The 22,311-nt window shown below is 41.6% G+C and carries 23 protein-coding genes; 12 read left to right on the top strand and 11 right to left on the bottom strand.

Going from position 1 to position 22,311, the window contains the following annotated elements:
- Positions 1 to 30 precede the first annotated feature (30 nt).
- A complete protein-coding gene (locus tag AB4298_RS11160; RefSeq protein WP_371986769.1) occupies positions 31 to 849 on the top strand; it encodes a DUF2797 domain-containing protein in 819 nt (272 codons plus the stop codon).
- 83 nt (positions 850 to 932) lie between these two features.
- Here the strand turns inward: AB4298_RS11160 and AB4298_RS11155 are convergent, their stop codons facing one another.
- From AB4298_RS11155 to AB4298_RS11145, 3 genes are all read right to left on the bottom strand, one after another.
- Positions 933 to 1,349, bottom strand: coding sequence for a DUF2541 family protein (locus tag AB4298_RS11155; protein WP_371986768.1), 417 nt, complete (start codon positions 1,347 to 1,349; stop codon positions 933 to 935).
- Positions 1,350 to 1,466: 117 nt separating this feature from the next.
- Positions 1,467 to 2,036, bottom strand: a complete 570-nt coding sequence (locus AB4298_RS11150; protein ID WP_371986766.1) for a DUF4136 domain-containing protein — start codon at positions 2,034 to 2,036, stop codon at positions 1,467 to 1,469.
- A gap of 231 nt (positions 2,037 to 2,267) precedes the next feature.
- Positions 2,268 to 5,186: a M9 family metallopeptidase gene (locus tag AB4298_RS11145; RefSeq protein ID WP_371986765.1), complete on the bottom strand. Its 2,919-nt coding sequence runs from the start codon at positions 5,184 to 5,186 to the stop codon at positions 2,268 to 2,270.
- Positions 5,187 to 5,984: 798 nt separating this feature from the next.
- Here AB4298_RS11145 and AB4298_RS11140 point away from each other — a divergent pair.
- From AB4298_RS11140 to AB4298_RS11095, 10 genes are all read left to right on the top strand, one after another.
- Positions 5,985 to 6,578, top strand: coding sequence for a LysE family translocator (locus tag AB4298_RS11140; protein WP_220783059.1), 594 nt, complete (start codon positions 5,985 to 5,987; stop codon positions 6,576 to 6,578).
- Positions 6,579 to 6,598: 20 nt separating this feature from the next.
- Positions 6,599 to 7,165, top strand: coding sequence for a DUF1415 domain-containing protein (locus tag AB4298_RS11135; protein WP_371986764.1), 567 nt, complete (start codon positions 6,599 to 6,601; stop codon positions 7,163 to 7,165).
- A 65-nt stretch (positions 7,166 to 7,230) separates the two neighbouring features.
- A complete protein-coding gene (locus tag AB4298_RS11130; RefSeq protein WP_371986762.1) occupies positions 7,231 to 8,007 on the top strand; it encodes a ribonuclease H family protein in 777 nt (258 codons plus the stop codon).
- A 103-nt stretch (positions 8,008 to 8,110) separates the two neighbouring features.
- A complete protein-coding gene (locus tag AB4298_RS11125; RefSeq protein ID WP_249000406.1) occupies positions 8,111 to 8,521 on the top strand; it encodes a hypothetical protein in 411 nt (136 codons plus the stop codon).
- Positions 8,522 to 8,762: 241 nt separating this feature from the next.
- Positions 8,763 to 10,121, top strand: coding sequence for a leucyl aminopeptidase family protein (locus AB4298_RS11120; protein WP_249000405.1), 1,359 nt, complete (start codon positions 8,763 to 8,765; stop codon positions 10,119 to 10,121).
- A gap of 171 nt (positions 10,122 to 10,292) precedes the next feature.
- On the top strand, positions 10,293 to 10,556 hold the full coding sequence (locus AB4298_RS11115) for a Rho-binding antiterminator (protein WP_249000404.1): 264 nt from the start codon (positions 10,293 to 10,295) through the stop codon (positions 10,554 to 10,556).
- Between the two features lie 190 nt (positions 10,557 to 10,746).
- Complete coding sequence (locus tag AB4298_RS11110; protein ID WP_249000403.1) at positions 10,747 to 11,178, top strand: DUF2059 domain-containing protein; 432 nt, start codon at positions 10,747 to 10,749, stop codon at positions 11,176 to 11,178.
- Positions 11,179 to 11,592: 414 nt separating this feature from the next.
- Positions 11,593 to 11,958: a hypothetical protein gene (locus AB4298_RS11105; protein ID WP_371986761.1), complete on the top strand. Its 366-nt coding sequence runs from the start codon at positions 11,593 to 11,595 to the stop codon at positions 11,956 to 11,958.
- 136 nt (positions 11,959 to 12,094) lie between these two features.
- On the top strand, positions 12,095 to 12,967 hold the full coding sequence (locus tag AB4298_RS11100) for a hypothetical protein (protein WP_371986760.1): 873 nt from the start codon (positions 12,095 to 12,097) through the stop codon (positions 12,965 to 12,967).
- A gap of 36 nt (positions 12,968 to 13,003) precedes the next feature.
- Positions 13,004 to 16,570, top strand: coding sequence for a zinc-dependent metalloprotease (locus AB4298_RS11095; protein WP_371986759.1), 3,567 nt, complete (start codon positions 13,004 to 13,006; stop codon positions 16,568 to 16,570).
- Between the two features lie 126 nt (positions 16,571 to 16,696).
- Here AB4298_RS11095 and AB4298_RS11090 read toward each other — a convergent pair whose 3' ends face one another.
- Both AB4298_RS11090 and AB4298_RS11085 read right to left on the bottom strand, forming a co-directional pair.
- Positions 16,697 to 17,905, bottom strand: coding sequence for a NupC/NupG family nucleoside CNT transporter (locus tag AB4298_RS11090; RefSeq protein ID WP_371986758.1), 1,209 nt, complete (start codon positions 17,903 to 17,905; stop codon positions 16,697 to 16,699).
- A 466-nt stretch (positions 17,906 to 18,371) separates the two neighbouring features.
- Positions 18,372 to 18,857, bottom strand: a complete 486-nt coding sequence (locus tag AB4298_RS11085) for a VOC family protein (RefSeq protein ID WP_371986757.1) — start codon at positions 18,855 to 18,857, stop codon at positions 18,372 to 18,374.
- A 148-nt stretch (positions 18,858 to 19,005) separates the two neighbouring features.
- Between AB4298_RS11085 and AB4298_RS11080 the strand changes: the two genes are divergently transcribed.
- A complete protein-coding gene (locus AB4298_RS11080) occupies positions 19,006 to 19,182 on the top strand; it encodes a hypothetical protein (RefSeq protein ID WP_371986756.1) in 177 nt (58 codons plus the stop codon).
- A 340-nt stretch (positions 19,183 to 19,522) separates the two neighbouring features.
- Here AB4298_RS11080 and AB4298_RS11075 read toward each other — a convergent pair whose 3' ends face one another.
- The 6 genes from AB4298_RS11075 to AB4298_RS11050 form a co-directional block, all read right to left on the bottom strand.
- Positions 19,523 to 19,843 carry a hypothetical protein gene (locus tag AB4298_RS11075; protein WP_249000396.1) on the bottom strand — a complete coding sequence of 107 codons (321 nt, stop codon included), beginning with the start codon at positions 19,841 to 19,843 and terminating at the stop codon, positions 19,523 to 19,525.
- Positions 19,844 to 19,973: 130 nt separating this feature from the next.
- Positions 19,974 to 20,549: a hypothetical protein gene (locus AB4298_RS11070; protein ID WP_371986755.1), complete on the bottom strand. Its 576-nt coding sequence runs from the start codon at positions 20,547 to 20,549 to the stop codon at positions 19,974 to 19,976.
- Positions 20,550 to 20,664: 115 nt separating this feature from the next.
- Entirely contained in the window at positions 20,665 to 21,042 is a 378-nt protein-coding gene (locus AB4298_RS11065) for a hypothetical protein (protein ID WP_371986754.1), read from the bottom strand.
- 112 nt (positions 21,043 to 21,154) lie between these two features.
- Positions 21,155 to 21,499, bottom strand: coding sequence for an energy transducer TonB (locus AB4298_RS11060; RefSeq protein ID WP_371986752.1), 345 nt, complete (start codon positions 21,497 to 21,499; stop codon positions 21,155 to 21,157).
- 117 nt (positions 21,500 to 21,616) lie between these two features.
- The gene (locus tag AB4298_RS11055; protein ID WP_371986751.1) at positions 21,617 to 21,871 is read right to left on the bottom strand and encodes a hypothetical protein; all 255 of its coding nucleotides are present in this window, start codon (positions 21,869 to 21,871) and stop codon (positions 21,617 to 21,619) included.
- A 116-nt stretch (positions 21,872 to 21,987) separates the two neighbouring features.
- On the bottom strand, positions 21,988 to 22,275 hold the full coding sequence (locus tag AB4298_RS11050) for a hypothetical protein (protein WP_371986750.1): 288 nt from the start codon (positions 22,273 to 22,275) through the stop codon (positions 21,988 to 21,990).
- Positions 22,276 to 22,311: the final 36 nt, after the last annotated feature.

The raw sequence follows: 22,311 nt of genomic DNA, 5'->3' as shown, positions 1-22,311 counted from the left end.
AAGACAAATACTGATAAAAATAGAAATGTCATGCTTGGAACATTAAGAAAAATGCGCAGCCACTTAGATGAGAATAACGTGGTGCAATATCAACTACCTGTTGGCGAAGAGTTATTGGATCTTAATCCGCTAATTGGCAGTCAGTTAACTCTGACTCATACAGGGAAAATCCTTTGCTGTAACTGCGGCAAAAAAACCAAGAAGAGTTATTCGCAAGGCCATTGTTACGTGTGTATGCAGAAGCTTGCAAGCTGCGACATGTGCATCATGAAGCCAGAAACCTGTCACTTTGCTGCAGGGACTTGCCGCGAGCCATCTTGGGGTGAAGCGAACTGCTTTGTACCGCATTATGTGTATCTGTCGAATACTTCCGGTATTAAAGTAGGTATTACCCGCCATACTCAGCTGCCAACGCGTTGGATAGACCAAGGCGCAACTCAGGGCTTACCTATTTTTAAAGTGGAAACCCGCTTACTATCTGGATTAGTAGAAACCGCATTAGCAGAGTTAATCGCCGATAAAACAAACTGGCGCACTATGCTTAAAGGCAATGCAGATGACATCGATTTAAAAGAGCAAGCGGCAACGCTTATTCCACAAATCGCAGAGCGCTTGCAAGTTATTACTGCCGAGCATGGTGAATTTTCTGTGACGCCGTTAGATGAGTCTATCCAAACTATTAACTATCCAGTTGAGACCTTCCCCACCAAAATCAGCTCACATAATTTTGATAAAAACCCAGAAGTATCAGGCATATTACTAGGTATAAAAGGCCAGTATTTAATTTTCGATACGGGAGTGATAAACATGCGTAAGTTTGGTTCTTATGAAATAAACGTTAGCGTGTGATCAAGAATAATTAACCCTCAAAGCAAGCCCTGTGAAATCTTGATATCACAGGGCTTGTTAAAATGGACAGCAATAGAGTGGTATTAATCCACATCATTTGCTGTTTTTAGCAAAACCTCAAGTTTACCTTTTTTAGTTGCACCAACCACCGCAAGCGTTTGGCTACCAATACTGTCGTAGGTCAACTCTATCGACTTTAGCTCCCCTTCAGGGACGCTGATACTGCGACTTGATAACCCTTTTGTTAATACGCCTAGGTTATCAACTTGCTTGTCGCTGCCATCAGCCATAACCAACACGATTTTATGCATATTGACTGTACCCTGAGTACAAGACAATTTAATGTGGCTCGCCTGTCTTTGCGCTTTTTTAACACTAACCTTATCTGTTTCAGTTTTATAGTTTACGGTCTTTTCGGCAATTTGAACCCAATCACTAGCATTAACACTGATACAAAACAGTAAACTTGATATCAACCCGACCACTTTAATCAATTTCATCAGTAATCCCTTTCTTTTAATGGCTATAGCCCACCAAAATATAGTCTTGATACCACTAATTGGTAGACTCTTGCGCCAAAAATTCCTTTTATCTCTCGTTTCTATCACCGCTTTATATTAAACCGCAGGTACGGGTTTAAGCATGCTCGATAAAAGACGCTCGAACCTTTGCTCACGCTGCTCAGGACTTTTATCTAACTCAGCAAAACCTTGAGCTAATACTCGCCAAATTGGCATCGGGCTATTGGGGTTAAATAAAGCGACTAATACCGAGCCTTTTTCATACTTATCATCAACACCAGCGGTAGAAAGCCCAGCAACTAATCCCGCTTTCTTTAATATCTCTTTATCACTCATTTCTGACTCTAAAGCCAAACCATAGCCCACCAGCACGCTCGGAGTTTCATGGGCTTGTGCTAAATGATAGCCCTTGTCTTGCATCACTTTGGTAATGGCTTTTTGCATATGCTTGACTACTGCCTCACTATCTACTTCATCGCTAGCATGCACCGCAAACATGGTCGGGTGCCATGCAAACGATTTTGAACGGGTGTTTAGAGCGCTAAGATCACCACTAATCACCATAGTGGTGCGGGTGGCAGAGGCTTGCTCTAGACTATCGGATGAACTACAAGCGGTTAATAGTAATAAGCCCATGACGACTATTGAGATATATCTATTAATCATAAGTTTAAAGTACCTCTTAATGTTGAGCTTTAGAGTAACAGTTCATACATTAACCTAACCTGACTCGCACTGACTGTCGACCTTATCAGCCCAATCGTTACATTATTTATATAATCCAGATAAATCACTGAATCGCAGTCAATAAAGCAACCAGATAACGTTAGCAATAAAAAACCGACTCTGTGAGTCGGTTTTTGTTTTACCTATGTATTTATGCGGTAAATGTTATTGCTACAATGACTTAATATCCACCACTAAACTTGCACCAGTACTTGATGGTGCGCCATCAGCACTAATGTAATACCAACCTTCAGCAGGTGTATTAATCGTTAAGCTTTCAACATTACCTTGGTTTTCAGACTTAACTTCAAACGAGTCAGGTCCAGCCCAAGTTTGGCTATTACCGTACAAGTTAACATCACCACTACCGTGACCACTTGCAACCGTTACCTCTGCTGTGTTTGTAGGCACATAGAAGTAATAGCTTGAGTGACCATCTGCAATGCAAACTGCTTCACCAAACTCAACACCGCCATAGCTGTATGGTGATTGTGTAGCACAAGCATCGGCAACCGCTACAGGGTCTGTACCTGTATCACCACCATCAGTTAGACTCACATTTAAACTGACACCTTCATACTCAGCATTCGCCACTAAACTGATATAAACCCAACCACGATTTGCCGTTACCGCTAATTGCTCATTATTACCAGCTGTTGCTGCCTTTTCTGTATAAGCAGATGGCTTAGCCCAAATACTTTGATTGAAGTACACATCAACATCTCCACTACCACCAGCTGTTGATATATAAAGCGGCGTATTATCTTCATCAATATAAGTATAGAAGTAGTTAATATCTCGCCCTGCAACACACTCAGTTTGCTCTTTAGTGAGGTTACCATCAGTTATGGTTGCCACACCGCAGCTTTCAACCGGATCAATTGGGCCGTCGGTATCGGCATTATCACCAATTCCATCACCATCAGAATCTGCCCATTCCGTAGGATCATTAGGGAAGATATCAGCATTGTCCCCCACACCATCACCGTCAGTATCAACCGTTTCAGAGCCGTCATTAGGGAAAGCATCAGCGTTATCGCCTACACCGTCGTTATCACTATCTTGTGTCTCGGTAGGATCATTGGGGAATGCATCTTGATTATCAGCAACACCATCACCATCGGAGTCGACAGGCACAACAATACCGGTATCTATAGTGTCATCATTACTGGTCACTGAAGCCAACCAAGTGTTCCACTCACTGTTATAGTTTTGACCGATTGTATTGTCGATATACGCTAACCAACCAGCTGCGTCACCACCACGAGCTAGAACCAGTAAAGCATCGACATCGTCTCTATGGTTTTCAAACAGGAAACGTACCGCTAAATAACCCCAGCTATACACCCGCTCTGAGCCGCTATTATATGTGTTAGATAAAATCTCGCTTAAGCTATAAGCCTGCGAGCGACCTAAATCAATAGCCCCATCATTACGGTTTTGCTTAGAAATGTATTCAGCTAAACCTTCAGACCACCACACCGACTTGCCCGTATCGATATCAAAATAATTAAATGCGCCATAAAGGTTAAAACGACCATCAAGGTAATGCACATATTCATGCTTGAGGTTCCAAACTAAAATATCTTCAGTCCAAGTTGCTTCATGTGCAATAAATCTTGCTTGGTTCCCTTCTTGTGAAGGCGTGCCTTCTAAGTACATACCGCCGTTGTCTGTGCTAATCCCAAAAATAACACCAGCGTATTGCGCATAGTCTGCGTAACTATCAAAGATATTCACTTCTAGACTTTCATTTAAGTCATCAGCTACCGGTTGATAACCCGTTGCCAATACATTATGAAATAAGGTTTCTTCAGCTCCCATGAGATCACATGAATCTTGTAACTCATTATCCGTTAGCTGCTGCGCACGAATATAGATGGTATCGCTACAGTTATAGTTAATCGGTAAAGCCGTTTGCTCAAGCTCTTCTTCCCAGCCACAAATACCAAACTGCTCGCACTCTCCAGGGTTGTAGTAATCTAGGTAGCCTGCACCATCAGCCCATTCAGCAGACATACGCTCAAACTTGCCCATATATAACTGCACGCCATCGTTTAAACGTGTCTTTAGGCTTTGTGGAAGATCCCAGTACTGTTGATATTCATAGAACCGACCAAACTCATGAAAAGCGTCTGTTGATTCATATTGATAAGCTGAATTAATAATGTAATCACTAGTCGCAATATTCAGCAGTGCATCAATCAAGTCGCCATGTTCCATGGCTTTCTTGTTGTAGTCTTCTTCCCAACTTCCATAGTAAAGCGTGGTTAACGCACTCGTTAACGCCGCGCGATGGCGGTTACTTGCTAAAAAGTTCGCATCAAATCGCTGCAAATAGTCGGTGATAACCGGCACACTTTCTAAAATATGATCCGCACTAGACCAAGAAGTGAAAAACTCAGACAAGGTATCGCCAGCATCTTGGCTTAGATCAAATAAGTGAGGATTTTTTGCATATTCAAGCAGAACTGAATATAGCGCATCTGCTGCTTGAGTATCGCTATAAGTTAAGTCGTCGTTGTAGAACTCAATGTAAAATGCGCCACGTAGAAAATAGAACAAGTTACGCATTTCAGATCCACTGCGGCTATCGTAACTTGCTGCAATATTCTTGGCCTGATTAGCTACAGAAACAACATTTTCAACTTGGTAAGCGGCAACAGACGCTGCATCGTTTCGAGAGTAAAGCTCAGAAATACACGAAATATCCGCTTGCCTGACAAAATCAAATAACGCTTGCCCACTTAAGTTTGCAAGTTCACTACTACACTCATTTGCTTCAGCTTCTGCTGCAGGGCCTATTGCGCCCATTGGCCCTTCAATCTTTTTTGCAGGCTTACTCTTTGGTGCTTGCTGGCGCTGGCTATTATCCGCACCTTTTTGTTGACCAGGGATATGAGCGCCCTTTTCAAAGCGATTGTTTGTCGCCTTTCCATGTGCAGGTTTAGCAGACTGTTTTGCTGTTGGAGCAACTTCCCCTTTTGCAAGTGCCGCGCCTGGTAATAAAACAGCGCTGCAAGCCAGAGCGATAGCATGGATCTTAAACGGGCTGCGTTTAAGCAATGAAACTGATGATTTAGTTGACATGTTTGACTCCAAATTATGCACGGCTGCGTCGTAAAACCACCTAACTGCAAGAAGCGATAAACTGACGATGATGAGCGTTAAACGCCGTGTCTTTAATTGTATTATTTTTATGGTTGTTAATCTTTTGTTAACAAAAGACGTTTAATTTATAATTTATACAATATGCATAATCAAGTACAAAAATTAACCTCCATTCTCTGCAGAGAAGAAATTGCGTCAAACTGTTGAATGAACATTCAAGGGTCAAATAAATGGCAAAAAGAAACGAGTTAACTGAAAACCCTCGCTAAATGCTTAGCTCTTACTGCTCTTATGAGGGGCTATAAATTTAGGAAAAGACAGATGGCAGCATGTAAAAAGGTAAATAGCAGAGACACCGCAGCATAAGTAGACTCGAATCAAATGCACCCATTAAAACTGAGAATTCAATTGAATGAAAAAACAATACTGCAGACCAATACTCTAGTAGTGCAAATCCCTATTGAATAGTATTTTTGATGGCATAATATAAAAGCGTCAAATTACCACTACTTAACCAAAATCACCGCTAGGGCGTGAATAAAAAACCATCAAAAACGAGTAAAAAATCATCACTACCGTTTTATGATTTTTTATATAACAAAAAGGTATGACTTATTATCTTGTCAAGCTAGAGCTGAAGCCCAGCCATATTACTATTACCCTCGTGTATAGATAACGTTAGAATGCCTCATTATGATGTAGATTAGCTGTTATTTATGCATCGATAATCTAAGATGGCTAACTATGCTGTTGCTGCACTAACTTTTGAGTTTGACTATGGAATTGATTTTAACCATCGCATTATTCGCCTTTTCATCGGGGATCACACCTGGGCCCAATAACATCATGTTAATGTCATCAGGGGTCAACTTTGGTGTTAAACGTAGCCTACCTCACCTATCAGGGATCTGCATCGGCTTTCCCACTATGGTACTGGCGATTGGGTTAGGTCTTAGTGCTGTATTTCAAACCTATCCGCTACTGCATAGCATCATCAAATATGTTGGCATTAGCTATATGCTATATCTCGCTTGGTTGATAGCTAACAGCAGTGCCAAAATGAACGGTAAAGATACTGCAGCTCCGCTGTCTTTTTTACAAGCTGCGGCATTTCAGTGGGTAAATCCTAAAGCTTGGATCATGGGAATTGGCGCTGTCGCCACCTTTACAACGATGAGCCAAGCGCTTACACCACAAGTGTTCACCATCGCTTTAGTGTTCTTTTTTATTGCAGTGCCCAGTGCTTTTGTATGGCTAGGCTTTGGCGTCGCATTAAAGCGATTACTAAAGAACCAAAGACAACAGAAAATATTCAATGTCACCATGGCGCTCTTGCTTGTGTTGTCGATCCTGCCTATGATCCGGCCATAACTCTCCAATGGCAGTACCAAATGACTCAGGTTATCGATCCCGAATTACAAGCATACGCAACAGAAACCGAAAACTGGGTTAAGCAAGTGATTATGAAATATAACATTTGCCCCTTTGCACGACGTGAAATCGAGCGTGCGAGTATTCGCTATGCGGTTATTGATGAATCACGTATGCAAGATGTACTGCAAGCTCTGGTCGACGAGTGTATTTACTTAGATGAAAATGAAGACATAGAAACCACCTTGTTTATTTTACCGCGCGGTTTTGAAGGCTTTTACCTCTATTTAGATTTAGTCGATATTGCTAATGACCTTCTCATAGAACAAGGTTATGAAGGCGAGTATCAGTTAGCTAGCTTCCACCCCGACTACTGTTTTGAAGATGAAGCTCAAGACTCAGCGGCAAACTACACTAACCGTTCACCATACCCAACGCTGCATATTATTCGTGAGGCAAGTATGGAGTTGGCATTAGCCACTTACGATGAACCAGAGACCATTCCGGAGCGCAATATAGCTTTTGCAGAGCGTAAAGGCTCTCAGTTCTTCGTCGATTTACTTGCGCACTGTAAAAAAGACCAGTAACCATTGAATGATTACAGCATTACGTTGTAATCATTCTCTTTATAAAGATTCAGGATGTATGCTTTATGGCTAAAAAATATTATGTGGTTTGGGCTGGCCGTGAAACCGGTATTTTTACTAGTTGGGATTACACTAAAAAGCTAGTTGATAAGTTTCCACAAGCTAAATATAAGTCTTTCCCAAGTGAAGCTGAAGCCAAAGCCGCATTTGCCAAAGCGCCAAGCTATGGCACCAACTATGGCAATAGTGCGAAAAAACCCACCTCTGGCCCAGCTAAAGTAAAAACCGCAGCCAAAGCGAGTTTAGATATCGATCTCAATCGCTGTGATGTGTCTATTTTTACCGATGGCGGCTGCGAGCCGAATCCAGGCAAAGCCGGTTCCGGTGTAGCGGTTTATCTAAACGCTAAACTAACCGAGCTTTATTATGGCCTTTATAACGCTAATGGCACCAACAATTCAGCCGAGTTAAATGCCTTACACCAAGCCTTATTACTAGCAGAAAAAGCCCTTAAACAAGGACTTACTGTGCAGATCTTGAGTGACTCTCAATATTCAATTAACTGCATCACTAACTGGGCTTATGGCTGGAAAACCAAAGGTTGGAAACGTAAGGTTGCTGGCGATATCAAAAACTTAGATATCATTCAGCAATCCCATGAGCTGTATGACTCATTAAAAGATAGGCTCAGTATTCAGCACGTTGCTGCCCACGTCGGGATTGAAGGTAATGAACTGGCAGACCGCATGTCGATTTACGCCATTGACCAAAAAGATGCTGCATTTTGTCGCTACCCAGAACCGATTGTGCTTAGCGAAATTCTGAGTTTACGCGCAGGCTAATCAAGCCACTAAATGCTGTTTTACCCCGCAGTTGACACTTTATTACCTTTTTATACTCGCTTGAGGTTAGGTTTAATGTGTCGACTGTGGCACAATCGCCGCCATGAAAATCTATAGCCACATACATAAAGCCCCAGTTCGCGTGATCCGTATCGGAAGACGCCGATTTTGGCTGCGCTTAAAACGCGACATGTTAGTGCTAAAAGATGCGCTTGCTCAAGAAAAGCAGGAGACTAAAGATATGTTAGTCACCTATAAGCGCTATACCTGCAGGCAAGCTTCAAAAGAAGAACTGACTGAAGCCAACAAGCAGTTTGCCGATCTATTAAAAGGTCTAGGCCTCGGTATGTTTGCCGTACTGCCTTTTGCTCCCATCACGATTCCGCTAGTGGTTAAGCTTGGCCAAATAGTTGGCGTCGACGTACTTCCTAGCTCGTTTAACAATATGTCAGAACGTAAGGCCAATATACGCCGCGATGCAATAAAAGCGAAACTAGAGTCAACTTCTGAGTAATTAAGTTTAACTAGCAACTATCCAGCTTTAGCCTCTTCAAGTTCTTCAAAAGCTCATCACTTTGAATACCAATTAACACATACACGACTAAAAATTGCCACTACCTCAGCGACACCTCTAGTCTGAAAACCAACCTTAATTAGCCCTCAAAATAAGCCCTTGTTACCTTTCTCATAATCGCAAGGCCTGTTACTCTATTGTGCAAGCTATTCTCATTATTAATAACAATACGAGTCCTTACATGAGCAACCTTATTATCTCCGGTGCTTCAGGCACCCCTTTATCTATTTTTAATAGCGATACTTTTGCAAAATGGCTAGCCGATCAAGCCCCGCAAACACAAAACTGGCTCACTAGCACTCAATTTAAAGGTCAAGGTCTAAGCCTTATTCCTAATGCTGACGGTGAATTAGCGCAGGTTATTTTTGTCAGTAACAGTGACGATTCATACTGGCTTTGTGGTGAACTAGCCAATCAACTACCCGCTGGCCAATATGTACTTAATGCTGGCGAAGCCCAGGTAAAAACGGCTGCTTTTAGCTGGGGACTAGGTGCATATAAATTTGACCGTTACAAAAAAAATGACCAAGCTCTGCCGCAACTCGTTGTACCAACTCAAGCACAAGCTGATGAAGCAAATAAGTTTATCCGTTCAGTGTCTTTAGTGCGTGATTTGGTCAACACTCCTGCAGCTGACATGATGCCACAGCACCTAGGTGACACCATGACAGAAATGGCTGCAGAATTTGGTGCAGAGATAAAGCAAATCATCGGTGATGAACTTCTCGAACAAAACTATCCGACTATTCATATGGTTGGCCGTGCCAGTGAAAACCTACCGCGTTTAATCGACCTAACTTGGGGCGATGAGTCAGCACCTAAACTCACCCTCGTAGGTAAAGGGGTCTGTTTTGACTCAGGCGGACTAGACCTTAAACCGGGTTCAGGTATGCGTTTAATGAAAAAAGACATGGGCGGCGCAGCCCATGTTATCGGTCTTGCTCAGCTTATTATGTCGCACAATCTACCGGTACGATTACGCGTATTAGTGCCTGCAGTTGAAAATGCGGTGTCAGCCAATGCATTTAGACCGGGCGATGTTATTACTACACGAAAAGGCATTACAGTTGAAATTGATAATACTGACGCTGAAGGCCGCTTAGTTTTGTGTGACGCATTAGCTGAAGCCAACAACGATAAGCCAGAATTAATGATCGACTTTGCTACTCTTACCGGGGCCATGCGCATTGCACTAGGTACCGAGCTACCGGGCTTTTTCAGTAATGATGAAGAAGTTGCTGCTGGCTTTACCGCATCTGGTTTAAAAGTGGACGACCCAGTATGGCGCATGCCACTACACAGACCTTATCTTGACTTAACGGGCAGTGATATCGCCGACCTTGCTAACTGTGCTAAAACCCCATTTGGTGGCGCAATTACAGCAGCACTTTATTTAGAAGAGTTTGTTGATAAAGGCATTAGCTGGAGTCACTTTGACGTAATGGCATACAACGTTCGCAAGCTTCCTGGCCGCCCAGTTGGCGGTGAAGCATTCGGTATTCGTGCGGTGTTTGATTATCTGCAAAATCGTTTTAAATAATACTTTTAGTGTTATCAATCACTTTGTAAACAAGGTCCAGTTTTGGGCCTTGTTTGTATTTAATAAACGCTATTTTCAGCTGTTCTGCAAAACGCTTCAATTTATGTCTAATCTCCCGCATCATGAATCTTGCTGACAGAACATAGACTCAATCTAGGGTAAAGGTGAAATATGATTAGCTGCAACCAATATGACTACATCGAAATTGTTTGTTTATACCGATACCCAATAAAACTCACGCTGAAAAACAACCAAACTATCGAAGGTATTGCGCTCGATACCGCAAGAAACCAATACAAACAAGAGTGTATCAAACTAAACCAACAGCAAGGAAACCTTGAGGGAGCAATACCAACACTTGTAATCCTCGATGAGATTAGCAGTATGCAGGTATGTATCGACAACCCACACTTTACATATATCGAATTCGATTAAACAAATATTTGGTCAAAATCAATTGCTAACAGTTTACCTTTAACGCTGAAATACGGTACTTTACTCGGTAGCATTGTTAGTCAGTTTACGCTTATAGCTGGCTGAGATAACAAGCAGAAAATCAACTTAAGCAGTCGGCAATCACGTTCGGCAAATTACACTCTTTCTCAATACCAGCAGGATGCTCATTATGAAATTCGCATTACTCCCTCTTTTAGCCGTGCTCGCCTTTTCTAACAATGCCTTTGCAGAGCAAGCCTCAGCAGAAAGCGTTAAGCAACTCATGAATAAAACCGGTGCTGGTGAACTAGGGGTACAAGCAATGAATCAAATGTTGCCCGCACTTAAAAATCTGATCCCCGATGCGCCAGAGGCCTTTTGGGATGATTATATGGCTGGCTTCAATCCTGAAGATTTAATAGAAATGACGGTACCTATCTACCAGAAGTACCTTACTGAAGATGAGATCCAAGCAATTAATGCCTTTTATGACACTCCAGCAGGTAAAAAGCTAATCAGGGTACAACCGAATATTATGCAAGAGTCTATGATGGCAGGCCAGCAATGGGGACAAGCTGTGGCGAAAGACGTTATGGATAAGTATAGGGCTGAAAAAAAATAAATTACCCTTAAGCATTTAGCAACCGGTTCAAGCGGATAAGCCATTGTCTATCCGCTTCTCGTTTCTCAGCTTATTCCATTTCCCCCAACTCCAGCTTTACCTCCCTTTTAAAAAACAAAATGCATGCCCATTTATCCATATGCTCACACGCCAATAGTTAATAAAAAGTAACAAATACTGCAAAAAAGTACCCTACTCAGCACAAATGTGCGAGCAAGATCTCACATTTGATTGCTTTGTTAATTTGCCATTGATAAACAAATGTTTATTTTTTAGACTGAGATTTCGTTTTAAAAACATATGTATCAACTTGTATCATTTGTTTTTATTCATTAATTATCTTTTCTGAGTGGATAAATGTTGAAACAAGCGGCTTTAAAACTTACAAGTTTGGTTATATTGGGTTGCATTGTCATGCTAGCTCATATCACCAGCTGCTTGTTTGAAAGCACGCTAACACAGCAAGAATTGGCAGTAACTCATCAAGATCGTCAATTATTTGCCAATAATATCCAACTTAAAGACAGCCTAATCAACCGCGTCTTATGCGAACGTTATGTTGCTGAGTGTGATCCATCATATTTAAACTCGTTTGCGATAACCGTTGAAGATATTAACTTCAATTCAATCACCTTATCGGCCACACTATTTGTCTTATTGTTCCTGTCCGCAGGGTTACCCTCTTATGCCATCCTCAGGTATAAAACACCAAAAAGCATCCTTGAACTCAAATCTTTCCTTTTAAGCTGGATTAAACCTGTAAAAGGAACTCCCTCTTAACTCGATATCCCTCTGCTATTGGGTTATAGGCACTCGCTGCCAACATTAAAACGATAAATCTACCCAAAGCTCCTTAAGCAATGCGCTGCCTTGCTTGGGATCTTTCATTCAACAAACTGAAGATTAGGTTGGAAATATGCCTTTTAAAAACTCACCCTGTTTGAGTGCACGCGGCTGCCCCCAAAACAGAATAACGGCCGCGATCCCCATTGCATGTATCACACTGGCAAGCTTGATCTGTGCACCAGTAATGGCTGACAACGAAAACGTCGCAGCTGCGATTGATTCGAGTTCATCCCATTGGTCTGGTTATCTCAGTGCCACAGCGGCAAGTAATACATTTGCACAGTCTGAGCCCAGCTCTTACCAAGCACTCAGTGGCAATGGTCGTATCGCTTATCGAGATGACTGGGGCAGTCTGCGCTTATCTAGTGGTGGAGAAGTCGAACTACACCACAATCAATCTTACTTCTATGACACCTTCTTAGAATATCGCACCCCCTCCAAGAAGCTAATTGATGCCTGGTCCTACATCGGTAGTGCAGGTGTATTTCTGCCCACCAGCCATACCAGTCAAGAAAACAAACTTAGAGCAGCCCCCCGTATTGCGGGCTACTTATTCTATCGTCCAAGTAAAAACTGGAATTTTTACTTGTCGCCTAGGTTTAAGTACAACGCATACAAATACGAGACAGGTCGCCAAGGCGAACATTTTGTTGAACACCAAATTGACTTGCTAGCTGATGCAACATGGCAATTTATCGATGGCTGGTATTTAGATGTCAATGGATCTTATGGCATGGCAAAAAAGTTTAATACCAGTCGATACGACAACCGTTTCACCATGAGTGAAGAGATTGGTTGGGAGTTTGCTCAAAATTGGGTTGCTGCCATCGGCCATAACAACACCGGCAGTTTCTACGACCCTGAACGCGGACCATCAAAGGGATTCGAAGTTTACGACAAACGCAGTTCAGTATTCTATTTATCAATAACTAAATACCTATAAAAACAACATTAATTTACATTAAGAAGAGAGGAACCTATGCAAAAATCAGTAATCACCTTAGCCATATTAAGTGCACTGGCACTAAGTGGTTGTGGTAGTGATGAGCCCTATCAAGAGGTCAAAAAAGACGAGAAAATGATCTCGATTCAAGATCTCAAAAATGCAACAACAGACACCACAACCACCACTGAGCAAACAACCACATCTACCTCTTTATCTGAGCTTGCGGTTAAACAGCCTGAACGTCTGTTTTTATACACTCGCAGCCTAGGTGACGCTCCACGTTATTCAGCGCCTATTCATGGCTTTTCTCAAGGTGATGAAAAACTTGTAACCTTAAGAATGACAGAAAACGGTATTCAGCTTAGGCAAATTGACCGTGACACCATTGGCCTAGAGCATGATTCACGCTACGACAATGAATATAACAAAGCGCCAGTGTTGACGATTCCCGGCGACTATGTTGATTTTCAATGTCAAAAGGATAACTGGAACGATTGCACCAATAAGGAAGAAGAGGTCAATGACCGCGACATTACTTGGGATCAAAAAAAGTATTTCATTCCTCATTACGAGGCTGCACAAATTGCTGAAGAAAACTATACCGACCTAGTGACCTTCAAGCAGTGCACAACTGAAACTGAATCTGCTCGACTAGTTCACGATGGTGACTGGAAAGGCTACGAGATGGACCTGGCTAAAGGTGTGATCAACTTTGAAATTGAACATACCTATCAAGCTAATCCGGCTTGTTTTGGGAAATTCTTTAAAGGGAATTTTGACAACTTGTCATTCACAACAACAGAATATATTTCTATTGTTGCCCTTGACCAACTCGCCAGTAAAGACTTTGAAACGGTTCCTTACAGCGAAAACGAAAACGGTACCTTTGGTTTCTTTAGAACCCAACACCAATATCGCGATGGTAACCACTCAGCAGGTAAAGACGGTTATGTTCGCCAATATCTGAATCATTTTAATCCCAAACAAGAAGCAATCACTTATTACCTGAGTAATAACTTCTTTGAGGGCAAGAATAAGCCCTTCTTAGACGCGGCAAATGAAAGTATTACCGCTATCAATATCCAAAATAAAATGTTTAAAACAGGCCTACCAGAGATCAAGCTAGAACAAGCACATCAACACCGTCATGGTGATTTGCGTTACAGCAACATTACTCTGTTTGATGAGCCATTAGACAATGGTTTAGCCGGTTATGGTCCCTCAGCAGCTAACCCACTGACAGGTGAGATCGTTAGTGGACGCGTAGATCAATACAGTGCGAACTTAGAGCAAGGTTCCACCCGTTATTACCGCCGAGTTCAGCTCGACTATAACCGCGGCATGTTAGATCCTAATTCAGTAAAAGCACTTACCGGAGTGGATTATGCACCATCACCAAACGCACTATCACGTGCTAGTGAAGTTGCCGCTAACCAACTGATTGCAAACCAAGCCAGTGGCACTGACATCATGTCACAACAGCCAAGAAACCAAGCTCAACCAAAGGCTGTAATCCCCAATTTATCCAATGACAATGCTAACGATACTCCATTTGAAGAGTTGGTTAATTTACATGACAAGACTGAAGATTTTTGGGCCGAGCACAACTTAATGAGCGTCAACGAAGCCTTTGGCTTAGCAGGCGGCGCACTACGTGAACTCCCCCGAGGTATTAAAGGTCACGAAATTGATTGGAAAGATAGCCAATTCTGGCTCGATGGTATTGTAGGTTCAAAGCTAAAAGACATTGAGAAGATGCCTGCTAGCTTTCAAGCAAGCCTAGTCAATAAGCTTGCTGCACAAGCGTTTGCCGGAACTCTTACCCATGAGCTGGGCCATAACTTTGGCCTAAGACATAATTTTGCCGGCAGCCGAGATCAAGCCAACTTCTTCAACGAACAAGAAGTTACCGACTTTAGCCAAGCATTTAGTGACGCTGGCTATCCTAACCTTACAGTTAAAGCTGACTTTTCAAGCCAGATGGATTACAACGCAGACCGCTTTGCCACAACCTTACAAAAGTATGACTTAGCAGCACTACGTTTTGGCTACGCCCGTAAGGTAGAAAAAACTGACGGCAACCTTGTGTCACTCAAAGAGCAAGATGCATTGCGCATAAAGGAGCTAAGCGCAGGCAACATTACTGGCGACACTCAATATGGTGCACTGCATAATATCGCAGCAGAAAATGACCTACGTTATTTCGCTTTCTGTACCGATGGTCACGTATCATTAAACAGTAACTGTAACCGCTTCGATGCGGGTACCAATAATGATGATATCGCTCAGTATTATATTGATAGATATCATGACAGTTACGACACTATGAATGTGCGTCATAATCGTCAAACGCTATTTGAAGACAATATTCTGCCTTACACCATAGATAGGTTACGTGGCTTCAATGACATTCGTCAGTTTGTCGAAGACACCGCATCAGTTGAGGAATTATTTGCCTTTGATCAAAGTGATCTCGCTGATTTTTGTCCAAGCCACCAAGATTATTGGTTCTGTGCATCACAACGTGCCGTTGAAGATGCAGCCGGAACTTTCTTAACCGCCGCCGGACTCAATGATATCTATCTGCATGTTACCTACAAAATGAACAGCGATAACAGCCGAGCGTTGTCAAAGGTACATTCGTTGGAAGATATTCTCAGCCGTATTTATCGCTTAAATAGCAGTAAGCTCGATGAAGGTTTTGAACTTGGTAAAATCATCACTAATTTCGACCAAGATAGCGACAAGTTAAAAGAGCTACTTGTTAAAGCTGACATTATTGCTGATTACCAAGATTTGGTTTATGCCGATGTAAGTGTGAATAATGGGCACCTACTTAATGGATTAAAAGCTCCCGCTTCAAGCCCTAATCATCCTTATGTAAATGAGCGAGACGTATTAGGTATGTGGCCAGATAAGCTGCTTGCTATGCGTCAACTGTTGACTCGTAAGTCACCACGTAGTACCACTGGTCGCACCTATTACGCATTAGCTGACTACCCTAAAGTGCACGACCAACTTGAAGGTATGTTATGCCAGATGACAATGGGCAACACGGTTGCAGAGCTTAACGGTTATTTGAGCAATCCTTATTTAACTGATACTTGTAAGGCTGTTGATCCACAGTACTACAGCAGTGACGTAGATTATGTTGATCAACAAATTGAAGCCTTACCTAACTATGCAACTTCTCTAGGACGTTATTTTGGTTTCCCACAATCTAGTTTTGAAATGAAGGGCAAAAGTAACCTACTGCAAATGATGCTTAAACAGGTAGTGTTAGCGTCACACGACAGTGACTACCGAGGTGAAGAAAAAGCTCGAGTGTGGCGTGAATTTGCGGGGATCCATCTTGCGAACGATGCAGTAAGTACGCTGAAAACGCTATCGCTACAAGGTAAAAACTATGCCGCTACGGCAGAAAACACCTTAGCACTAGGACTGATAGATCAAATCGAAAATCTCGAACAGCTTATTGCAAGCTCACCTAGCTTAATGAGCACAGTGATGAACCGTGATGGTGCTACATTTAAAGAGCTTGTGGTTGACCCTATGATTGCTCGAGATAAGCGTGCATTAACTTATCTACCAGTGCTTTAAGCAGTTCCCGCTAGATATTAGCATGCAACACTAAACTAAGATCAACCAGACATTACTTATGTCTTAGCAGCTAAAACAAAAAAGGAGTCCTAAAGGACTCCTTTTTATTGATATGTCAGTGCATAATTACAAACTAATAAAAATGCCAGCTAATGCCGCACTCATCAAGTTTGCAAGTGTTGCAGCTAATACAGCTTTAAGACCTAGGTTTGCCACTTCGCTACGACGCTCAGGCGCCATAACCCCGATACTACCAAGCTGAATAGCAATAGAGCCGATGTTAGCAAAGCCGCACAAGGCAAAAGTAATTATCACTTGCGAATGCTGTGACAGCTGATCTTTAACGGCAGTGAAATCCATAAAGGCAACAAATTCATTTAAAATCAGTTTTTGGCCAATAAAACTACCCGCTATCATCATTTCACTTACTGGCACACCAATTAAAAATGCAACAGGAGCAAAGATATAACCCAGTAAGCTTTGCATGGTCACACCATCAAAATTAAACCAGTTACCCACTTGCTCAATACCAGCATTAAACATAGCGATGACACTGATAAAGGCAAGTAACATGGTACCGATAGCAACCGCTACGCGCATGCCGTTCATTGCGCCAGAAGCAAGGGCATCAATCACGTTACCGTGTTCGCTCTTACTCATATCAACTTCTTGTTGATGCGTAATATTGCTAGTCTCTGGCACTAATAATTTCGCCATCATCAAACTGCCAGGCGCAGCCATAAAGCTTGCCGCAATAAGATATTTAAGCTCAACACCTAGCCCCGCATAGCCACCAAGTACACTCCCCGCAACCGACGCCATACCACCTGTCATTACCGCAAATAGCTCTGAGCGAGTCATCTTAGGTAGAAAAGGCTTAACAAGTAGCGGTGATTCACCTTGGCTTAAAAAGATATTACCAGTAGTCACCAAAGATTCAGCGCGGCTGATCCCAAGAAGCTTTTGTAAACCGCCACCAATAATTTTAATTACCCATTGCATGATACCGAAGTAATACAGCATAGAAATTAACGCGCTGATAAAGATAACAAGAGGAAGTACGCGAATAGCAAATACAAAGCTGTTAGTTGCAAGGTCGCCAAACAGAAAATTAATTCCCTCATCGGCAAAACTTAATACAGAGGCCACGCCTTGACTCACCGCTCCCAAGATATTTTGTCCCATGGGCACATATAACACTAATGCAGCTAATACAGCTTGCAAGGCAAATGCGCCTACAACAGTGCGCCATTTAATGGCATTTCTATTCTCTGAAAAAATCCATCCGCAAAGGATTAGAAAACCAATTCCGAAAAAGCTAATTAACAACGACATCATTTATCCCTAATAGAGCTAAAAAGTGTAAGTTGTCGGTACTTTCTATCGAGTGCTGGCGTAGAAGACGCTTTGAAAAAAGCGACATTGAATGTCGGCAAAAGCCACCCAAGAAGTCACAGGTGATATTTGTCGATCGATTTGAGTTATCCGGCCATTGATACAAGACAGAAGTATCTAAAACTTACATAAGTTTTTGCCGGTCCAGCTCCGTGGGTTGGTCACTTGTCCATGTATCGGCTTGCATTAATTTGGCAGTGAGCAAGATGCTCTAGCCGGAACGGGATTATACAAATGCCAAATAACATTAAAAGCAGTTAATCTAATTTAGTTACACTATGTGTTGTCAAAGCGTTCCAAGAACCGCACCAATGTGACATAAGTCACGTAACTTAACTACAAAGTGATAGATAAATAAAAGGGTTAGCCATGCTAACCCTTTTTAAACTCATTGAGGCACTATCAATTAGTCATAATCAGATGCGTAAGTTTCTTCATAGCTATGTGAATAAAGCTCAAACAAGTTACCGAATGGGTCTTCCAAATAAACCATTTTCGCTTGCTTGCTATCGTCCTCTGGATGATAACGCATGATATCCATTCTAACCTTACCGCCAAATTCTTCAGTACGCTTAATGGCGCCTTCAAAATCATCTGTCTGTAGTGAAAAGTGAAAAATACCAATACGCGAAAAATCCACTTCATGACGTTCTTGGCGATCGACCATCTCAAACAATTCAACACCAATGCCATCTGTTGTTACTAAGTGAGCAATATTAAAACCTTTAAAGCCTTCACCAAAAACCGCAATACACATTCTACCAATAGCCGTTTCACGCTCTTCAACAACTTTGGTGTTCCCCATAACCAATTTTAGACCCAGTGCTTTAGTATAAAACTCAACAGCTTGATCCATATCGCCGACCATAATACCTACATGACTCATCTTCATAATCTTGCTCCACTCTTTACTGTGTAATGGGTTACTCATTTCGATGGAGAGATTATAGGCACCGCCAACTAGAACTTAAAATTATCAATAATTATATAAATGATAATTAATTTTTATCATTAATGTATTAATCGGTATTGAAGGCATTATGCAGGCCATCGCCAACCAAGATAGTTTTGAAATTTCTAGCATTGATATTCACACCGACTATTGGCTATCGGAAACGCTCATTCCAAGCAATGAAGGCTTTGCCAATATTTCACAATCGATTCGTGGCAAACCCGCAGAAGACGTATTGAAATACTGGTACACCGAAAATGACTAGCTGTAAATCTAGCTAAATGACACCTAGCCTAAATAGACTTTAAGTCTTTCTTGGCTATTTAGTGAGGTGAATGTTCATTCTAGGAGAAAGTACTTATCACGACAGTTTATAGCCCAAAGTGACTTCGCGCTTTGAGCTTTGAGCTTTGAGCTTTAAAGCTCAAACTCGTTTCTGGACAGAAATAAGTTAGAGTCAACGTTCTTAAAGTGATGACTCTTATTAGGGAAAGTATGACAAATGAATATACGGTAACGCCTGCCAATAAGTGAACCATTTGCTGGCTGGCGATTTGCTCAGCAAATGGCATGACAGCCTTGGTGAATCTGAATTTAGCAGCTTGTTATACACCGCGATTGATAAAGGCAAAGCGCCCAGTAACACGCTGGCCTCTTTTTTTACCACACCAAAATTTGTAAAAGGGGTATATGCCAGCAGAGCCAAAAAGTGAAAAAAGAAATCCTAAAAAGCCATACACTGCGGAGGAGAACAGAAACATTGATGATTCAACCTCAGCCGAGGTTGCCGCTGTGGTGACAACTAAATGCATTGCTACAGTTGACGTAATAGCAACACCAAAGCATACCCATATCGCAACAGCCATAAAGGAATAGAAGTCTAATTGCATTCTTGCTTCCTGACTGTATTGCTCATTAACTTCCATTGTTAATTTGAACTCCATTTGTGGGGTATAACGCCGCAATAAGCGGTGAGTAATTGTAGGCTAAAATGTGTAGCGAAGCGCAACCGAGCCAACTGTTACGAATCTGACTTTATTGCCTTGTTAGGGTTACTTACAGATCAAGTTCATTCATAACACCCAACACTCCAAAAAAAGCAGCAACAGGAACGATAGCAACGGTATCGATTGCTACAGCTCCTGGTGTAACTACAATTTTACCAGCTTTAGATAGTCCTGATTCAGGTGTTTCAACCAAAACGTAGTGCTCATCTTCAAGCTTTTGAAAAGGATAGTTCCCTTCAACTTTATATCTTTTACCTCTTAAGTTAAAAGTTAAATCGATATTTCCATATTCATCTTGTGGGAAACCCAACTCTCGAAGCGTTTGCTTATCCGACGTATTGTGTGTGATTAATTCCAGTTTACCACTGACATTATTTTCTTTATCTAGTTTGAAGCTTTCATATCTAGGATAAAATTCAATAGTACGACTTATTTTAAGTGATTTAATTAATAAGTCACTTGCCTCAAATACATAGCTATAATTTTGACCTGTTACAAGCAACAGAGCATTTTCTTGCGTGGCATAAAAGCCAGTAACTCTCTCTTCATAACTTGGGGCTTGCCACACTTGTGATGTGCATCCAGACATAATTAATGTAAATAAAATGAGTAATCTGATTTTCATGCGGAACTCTCCTTGTAACCCTAACGCCGCTATAAAAGGCGCGCGTTAGCGCGCCCAGTGGAGGCCGTTTTTTGGCCGGAACGATTTTTGATAGCCTTGTTAGGATTTTTGCTCATTAAAATATTTCCATAACCAAGGACTCTCCCTTAGGAGGGAAGTTAAAAATTACAGACTCATACTGATTTTCGGCAGTTTCGATTTCCAGTACGTCTCCACTCTCAAACCTAATACTTAATAACTCTGGACTCTTTAACACAGCCTCTTTAGCAAGCTGCCTGCCTAAGGCACCCCAGGGAGCTGACGTTGGGGCGTCATTCCATTCATACCGCTGACCAGCAATAGTAGCGAAAACCCTCTCTTCACACTGAACATCAAAACTAACAAACTGAACCTTGAAGCCATAAGCCGCCAACAGAATTGACTCTACGTACTCATCACTCTGTGAGAAGTATTCGTTCAGGATATTTACTATATTCTCAGTGAATAGAATCATATTTTCTTGTGAAGCCTAACGCCCTAATAATGGGCAAAAAATTGTTGGCTAAAATGTTGAGGAGCGAAAACAGCCAACTGTTTTTTGTTCTTATTAATTAGCTTGTTACACGTCATTTACGCTGAAAATAAAACGTTGCACTATTAACAACTTTTACGTTATTTCCATCAATGGTTGCAGGTGTAAATAGCCACAGTTGAATTGCCTTTAGCGTTTCTTCTTCTAACTCTTTGGGGTAAGCATCAACTATTTTTGCACCTTCCACTTTACCTGATTTATTTACGGTAAACTCCACCGTAGCAAAGCCATCAAGGTTAGCTTTGTTCTTAGGCCATATTTTTAACTCTAACACTTCATTGATCTTGGGAGCGAAAACAAGATTTCCTTCATTTGGCATTGAATCAGTCGCAATTGCTATAGAGGAGAAAGCAAAAATAAACGCAAACACAAGCTTCATTGAATCCTCCATGACGTATAACGCCTTGCTAATGGGCGTAGAAAGCTTGGCTAAACTTTGCGACGAAGGAGCGTAAGCCAAGCGTGATACGTCCTTTTAAGCAACTTGTTATGTTTCTTACTGTTTAGAAATTACGTCTTCAATAGCGCTTTCTAAAACTTTACTTGGGTCTTCACCCATTTGTTCCAGCTTTTCTCTGTACACTTTAATATGCCACCAAGGACAAGATACGTCACCACATGGTATATCTGGATCGCCTTCATGTTCAAATTCCAGATGAAAGCATAACCAATGCATTTTCTCGAAAACTTCGTATTGTTCAGCGCTTTCAATAACAGGCTTATTGCATTTTACGCAAATATTTTGAGACATATCGCGATCTCTCTGAGAAACATAACGCCCATTTAAGGGGCAAAATTCAGTTGGCTAAAATAGGTGAACGTAGTGAACAAAAAGCCAACTGTATTTTGTCCCGCTTGAAATTCTTGTTATGTGTTGTTAACTCTGATGTAAGTCGCTATTTTTTCTACTAAAACTTCAGCTTCCGTATTTTTAGCATTGACCACATAGCCAGACCAAATATCCCACTCTAAACCAATAATTGATTGATTAAATGTAAAGTCTTGGAATGTTTCTTCAAGACCATTAACTAATGCAGTGTGTGGAATTAATTTGAACTCAGCTACAACAGATTTAGTTATTTTCGCGTAATCTTTTAAGGCTACTTGGTCAAAATCAAATGTTAGCCTACTGCTGAAATCTCGTTGATTATCCACCTAATTTTCCCTAAACACATAACGCTTAAAACAAAG

The organism is Shewanella sp. 10N.261.52.F9, assembly GCF_041471165.1.
In the GTDB taxonomy this organism is placed as follows: domain Bacteria; phylum Pseudomonadota; class Gammaproteobacteria; order Enterobacterales; family Shewanellaceae; genus Shewanella; species Shewanella marinintestina.
The sequence above is the reverse complement of the archived record's forward strand: the minus strand, read 5'-3'. Positions and strand labels throughout refer to the sequence as shown.

What these genes read in the sequence shown, in the direction of transcription:
- AB4298_RS11070 (WP_371986755.1), bottom strand. Translation starts at nt 20,549, where the DNA reads ATGAAAATCAGATTACTCATTTTATTTACATTAATTATGTCTGGATGC.
- AB4298_RS11125 (WP_249000406.1), top strand. Translation starts at nt 8,111, where the DNA reads ATGAAAATCTATAGCCACATACATAAAGCCCCAGTTCGCGTGATCCGT.
- AB4298_RS11095 (WP_371986759.1), top strand. Translation starts at nt 13,004, where the DNA reads ATGCAAAAATCAGTAATCACCTTAGCCATATTAAGTGCACTGGCACTA.
- AB4298_RS11055 (WP_371986751.1), bottom strand. Translation starts at nt 21,871, where the DNA reads ATGTCTCAAAATATTTGCGTAAAATGCAATAAGCCTGTTATTGAAAGC.
- AB4298_RS11120 (WP_249000405.1), top strand. Translation starts at nt 8,763, where the DNA reads ATGAGCAACCTTATTATCTCCGGTGCTTCAGGCACCCCTTTATCTATT.
- AB4298_RS11155 (WP_371986768.1), bottom strand. Translation starts at nt 1,349, where the DNA reads ATGAAATTGATTAAAGTGGTCGGGTTGATATCAAGTTTACTGTTTTGT.
- AB4298_RS11110 (WP_249000403.1), top strand. Translation starts at nt 10,747, where the DNA reads ATGAAATTCGCATTACTCCCTCTTTTAGCCGTGCTCGCCTTTTCTAAC.
- AB4298_RS11135 (WP_371986764.1), top strand. Translation starts at nt 6,599, where the DNA reads ATGACTCAGGTTATCGATCCCGAATTACAAGCATACGCAACAGAAACC.
- AB4298_RS11060 (WP_371986752.1), bottom strand. Translation starts at nt 21,499, where the DNA reads ATGAAGCTTGTGTTTGCGTTTATTTTTGCTTTCTCCTCTATAGCAATT.
- AB4298_RS11140 (WP_220783059.1), top strand. Translation starts at nt 5,985, where the DNA reads ATGGAATTGATTTTAACCATCGCATTATTCGCCTTTTCATCGGGGATC.
- AB4298_RS11150 (WP_371986766.1), bottom strand. Translation starts at nt 2,036, where the DNA reads ATGATTAATAGATATATCTCAATAGTCGTCATGGGCTTATTACTATTA.
- AB4298_RS11075 (WP_249000396.1), bottom strand. Translation starts at nt 19,843, where the DNA reads ATGGAAGTTAATGAGCAATACAGTCAGGAAGCAAGAATGCAATTAGAC.
- AB4298_RS11080 (WP_371986756.1), top strand. Translation starts at nt 19,006, where the DNA reads ATGCAGGCCATCGCCAACCAAGATAGTTTTGAAATTTCTAGCATTGAT.
- AB4298_RS11090 (WP_371986758.1), bottom strand. Translation starts at nt 17,905, where the DNA reads ATGTCGTTGTTAATTAGCTTTTTCGGAATTGGTTTTCTAATCCTTTGC.
- AB4298_RS11145 (WP_371986765.1), bottom strand. Translation starts at nt 5,186, where the DNA reads ATGTCAACTAAATCATCAGTTTCATTGCTTAAACGCAGCCCGTTTAAG.
- AB4298_RS11085 (WP_371986757.1), bottom strand. Translation starts at nt 18,857, where the DNA reads ATGAAGATGAGTCATGTAGGTATTATGGTCGGCGATATGGATCAAGCT.
- AB4298_RS11160 (WP_371986769.1), top strand. Translation starts at nt 31, where the DNA reads ATGCTTGGAACATTAAGAAAAATGCGCAGCCACTTAGATGAGAATAAC.
- AB4298_RS11130 (WP_371986762.1), top strand. Translation starts at nt 7,231, where the DNA reads ATGGCTAAAAAATATTATGTGGTTTGGGCTGGCCGTGAAACCGGTATT.
- AB4298_RS11115 (WP_249000404.1), top strand. Translation starts at nt 10,293, where the DNA reads ATGATTAGCTGCAACCAATATGACTACATCGAAATTGTTTGTTTATAC.
- AB4298_RS11100 (WP_371986760.1), top strand. Translation starts at nt 12,095, where the DNA reads ATGCCTTTTAAAAACTCACCCTGTTTGAGTGCACGCGGCTGCCCCCAA.
- AB4298_RS11065 (WP_371986754.1), bottom strand. Translation starts at nt 21,042, where the DNA reads ATGATTCTATTCACTGAGAATATAGTAAATATCCTGAACGAATACTTC.
- AB4298_RS11105 (WP_371986761.1), top strand. Translation starts at nt 11,593, where the DNA reads ATGCTAGCTCATATCACCAGCTGCTTGTTTGAAAGCACGCTAACACAG.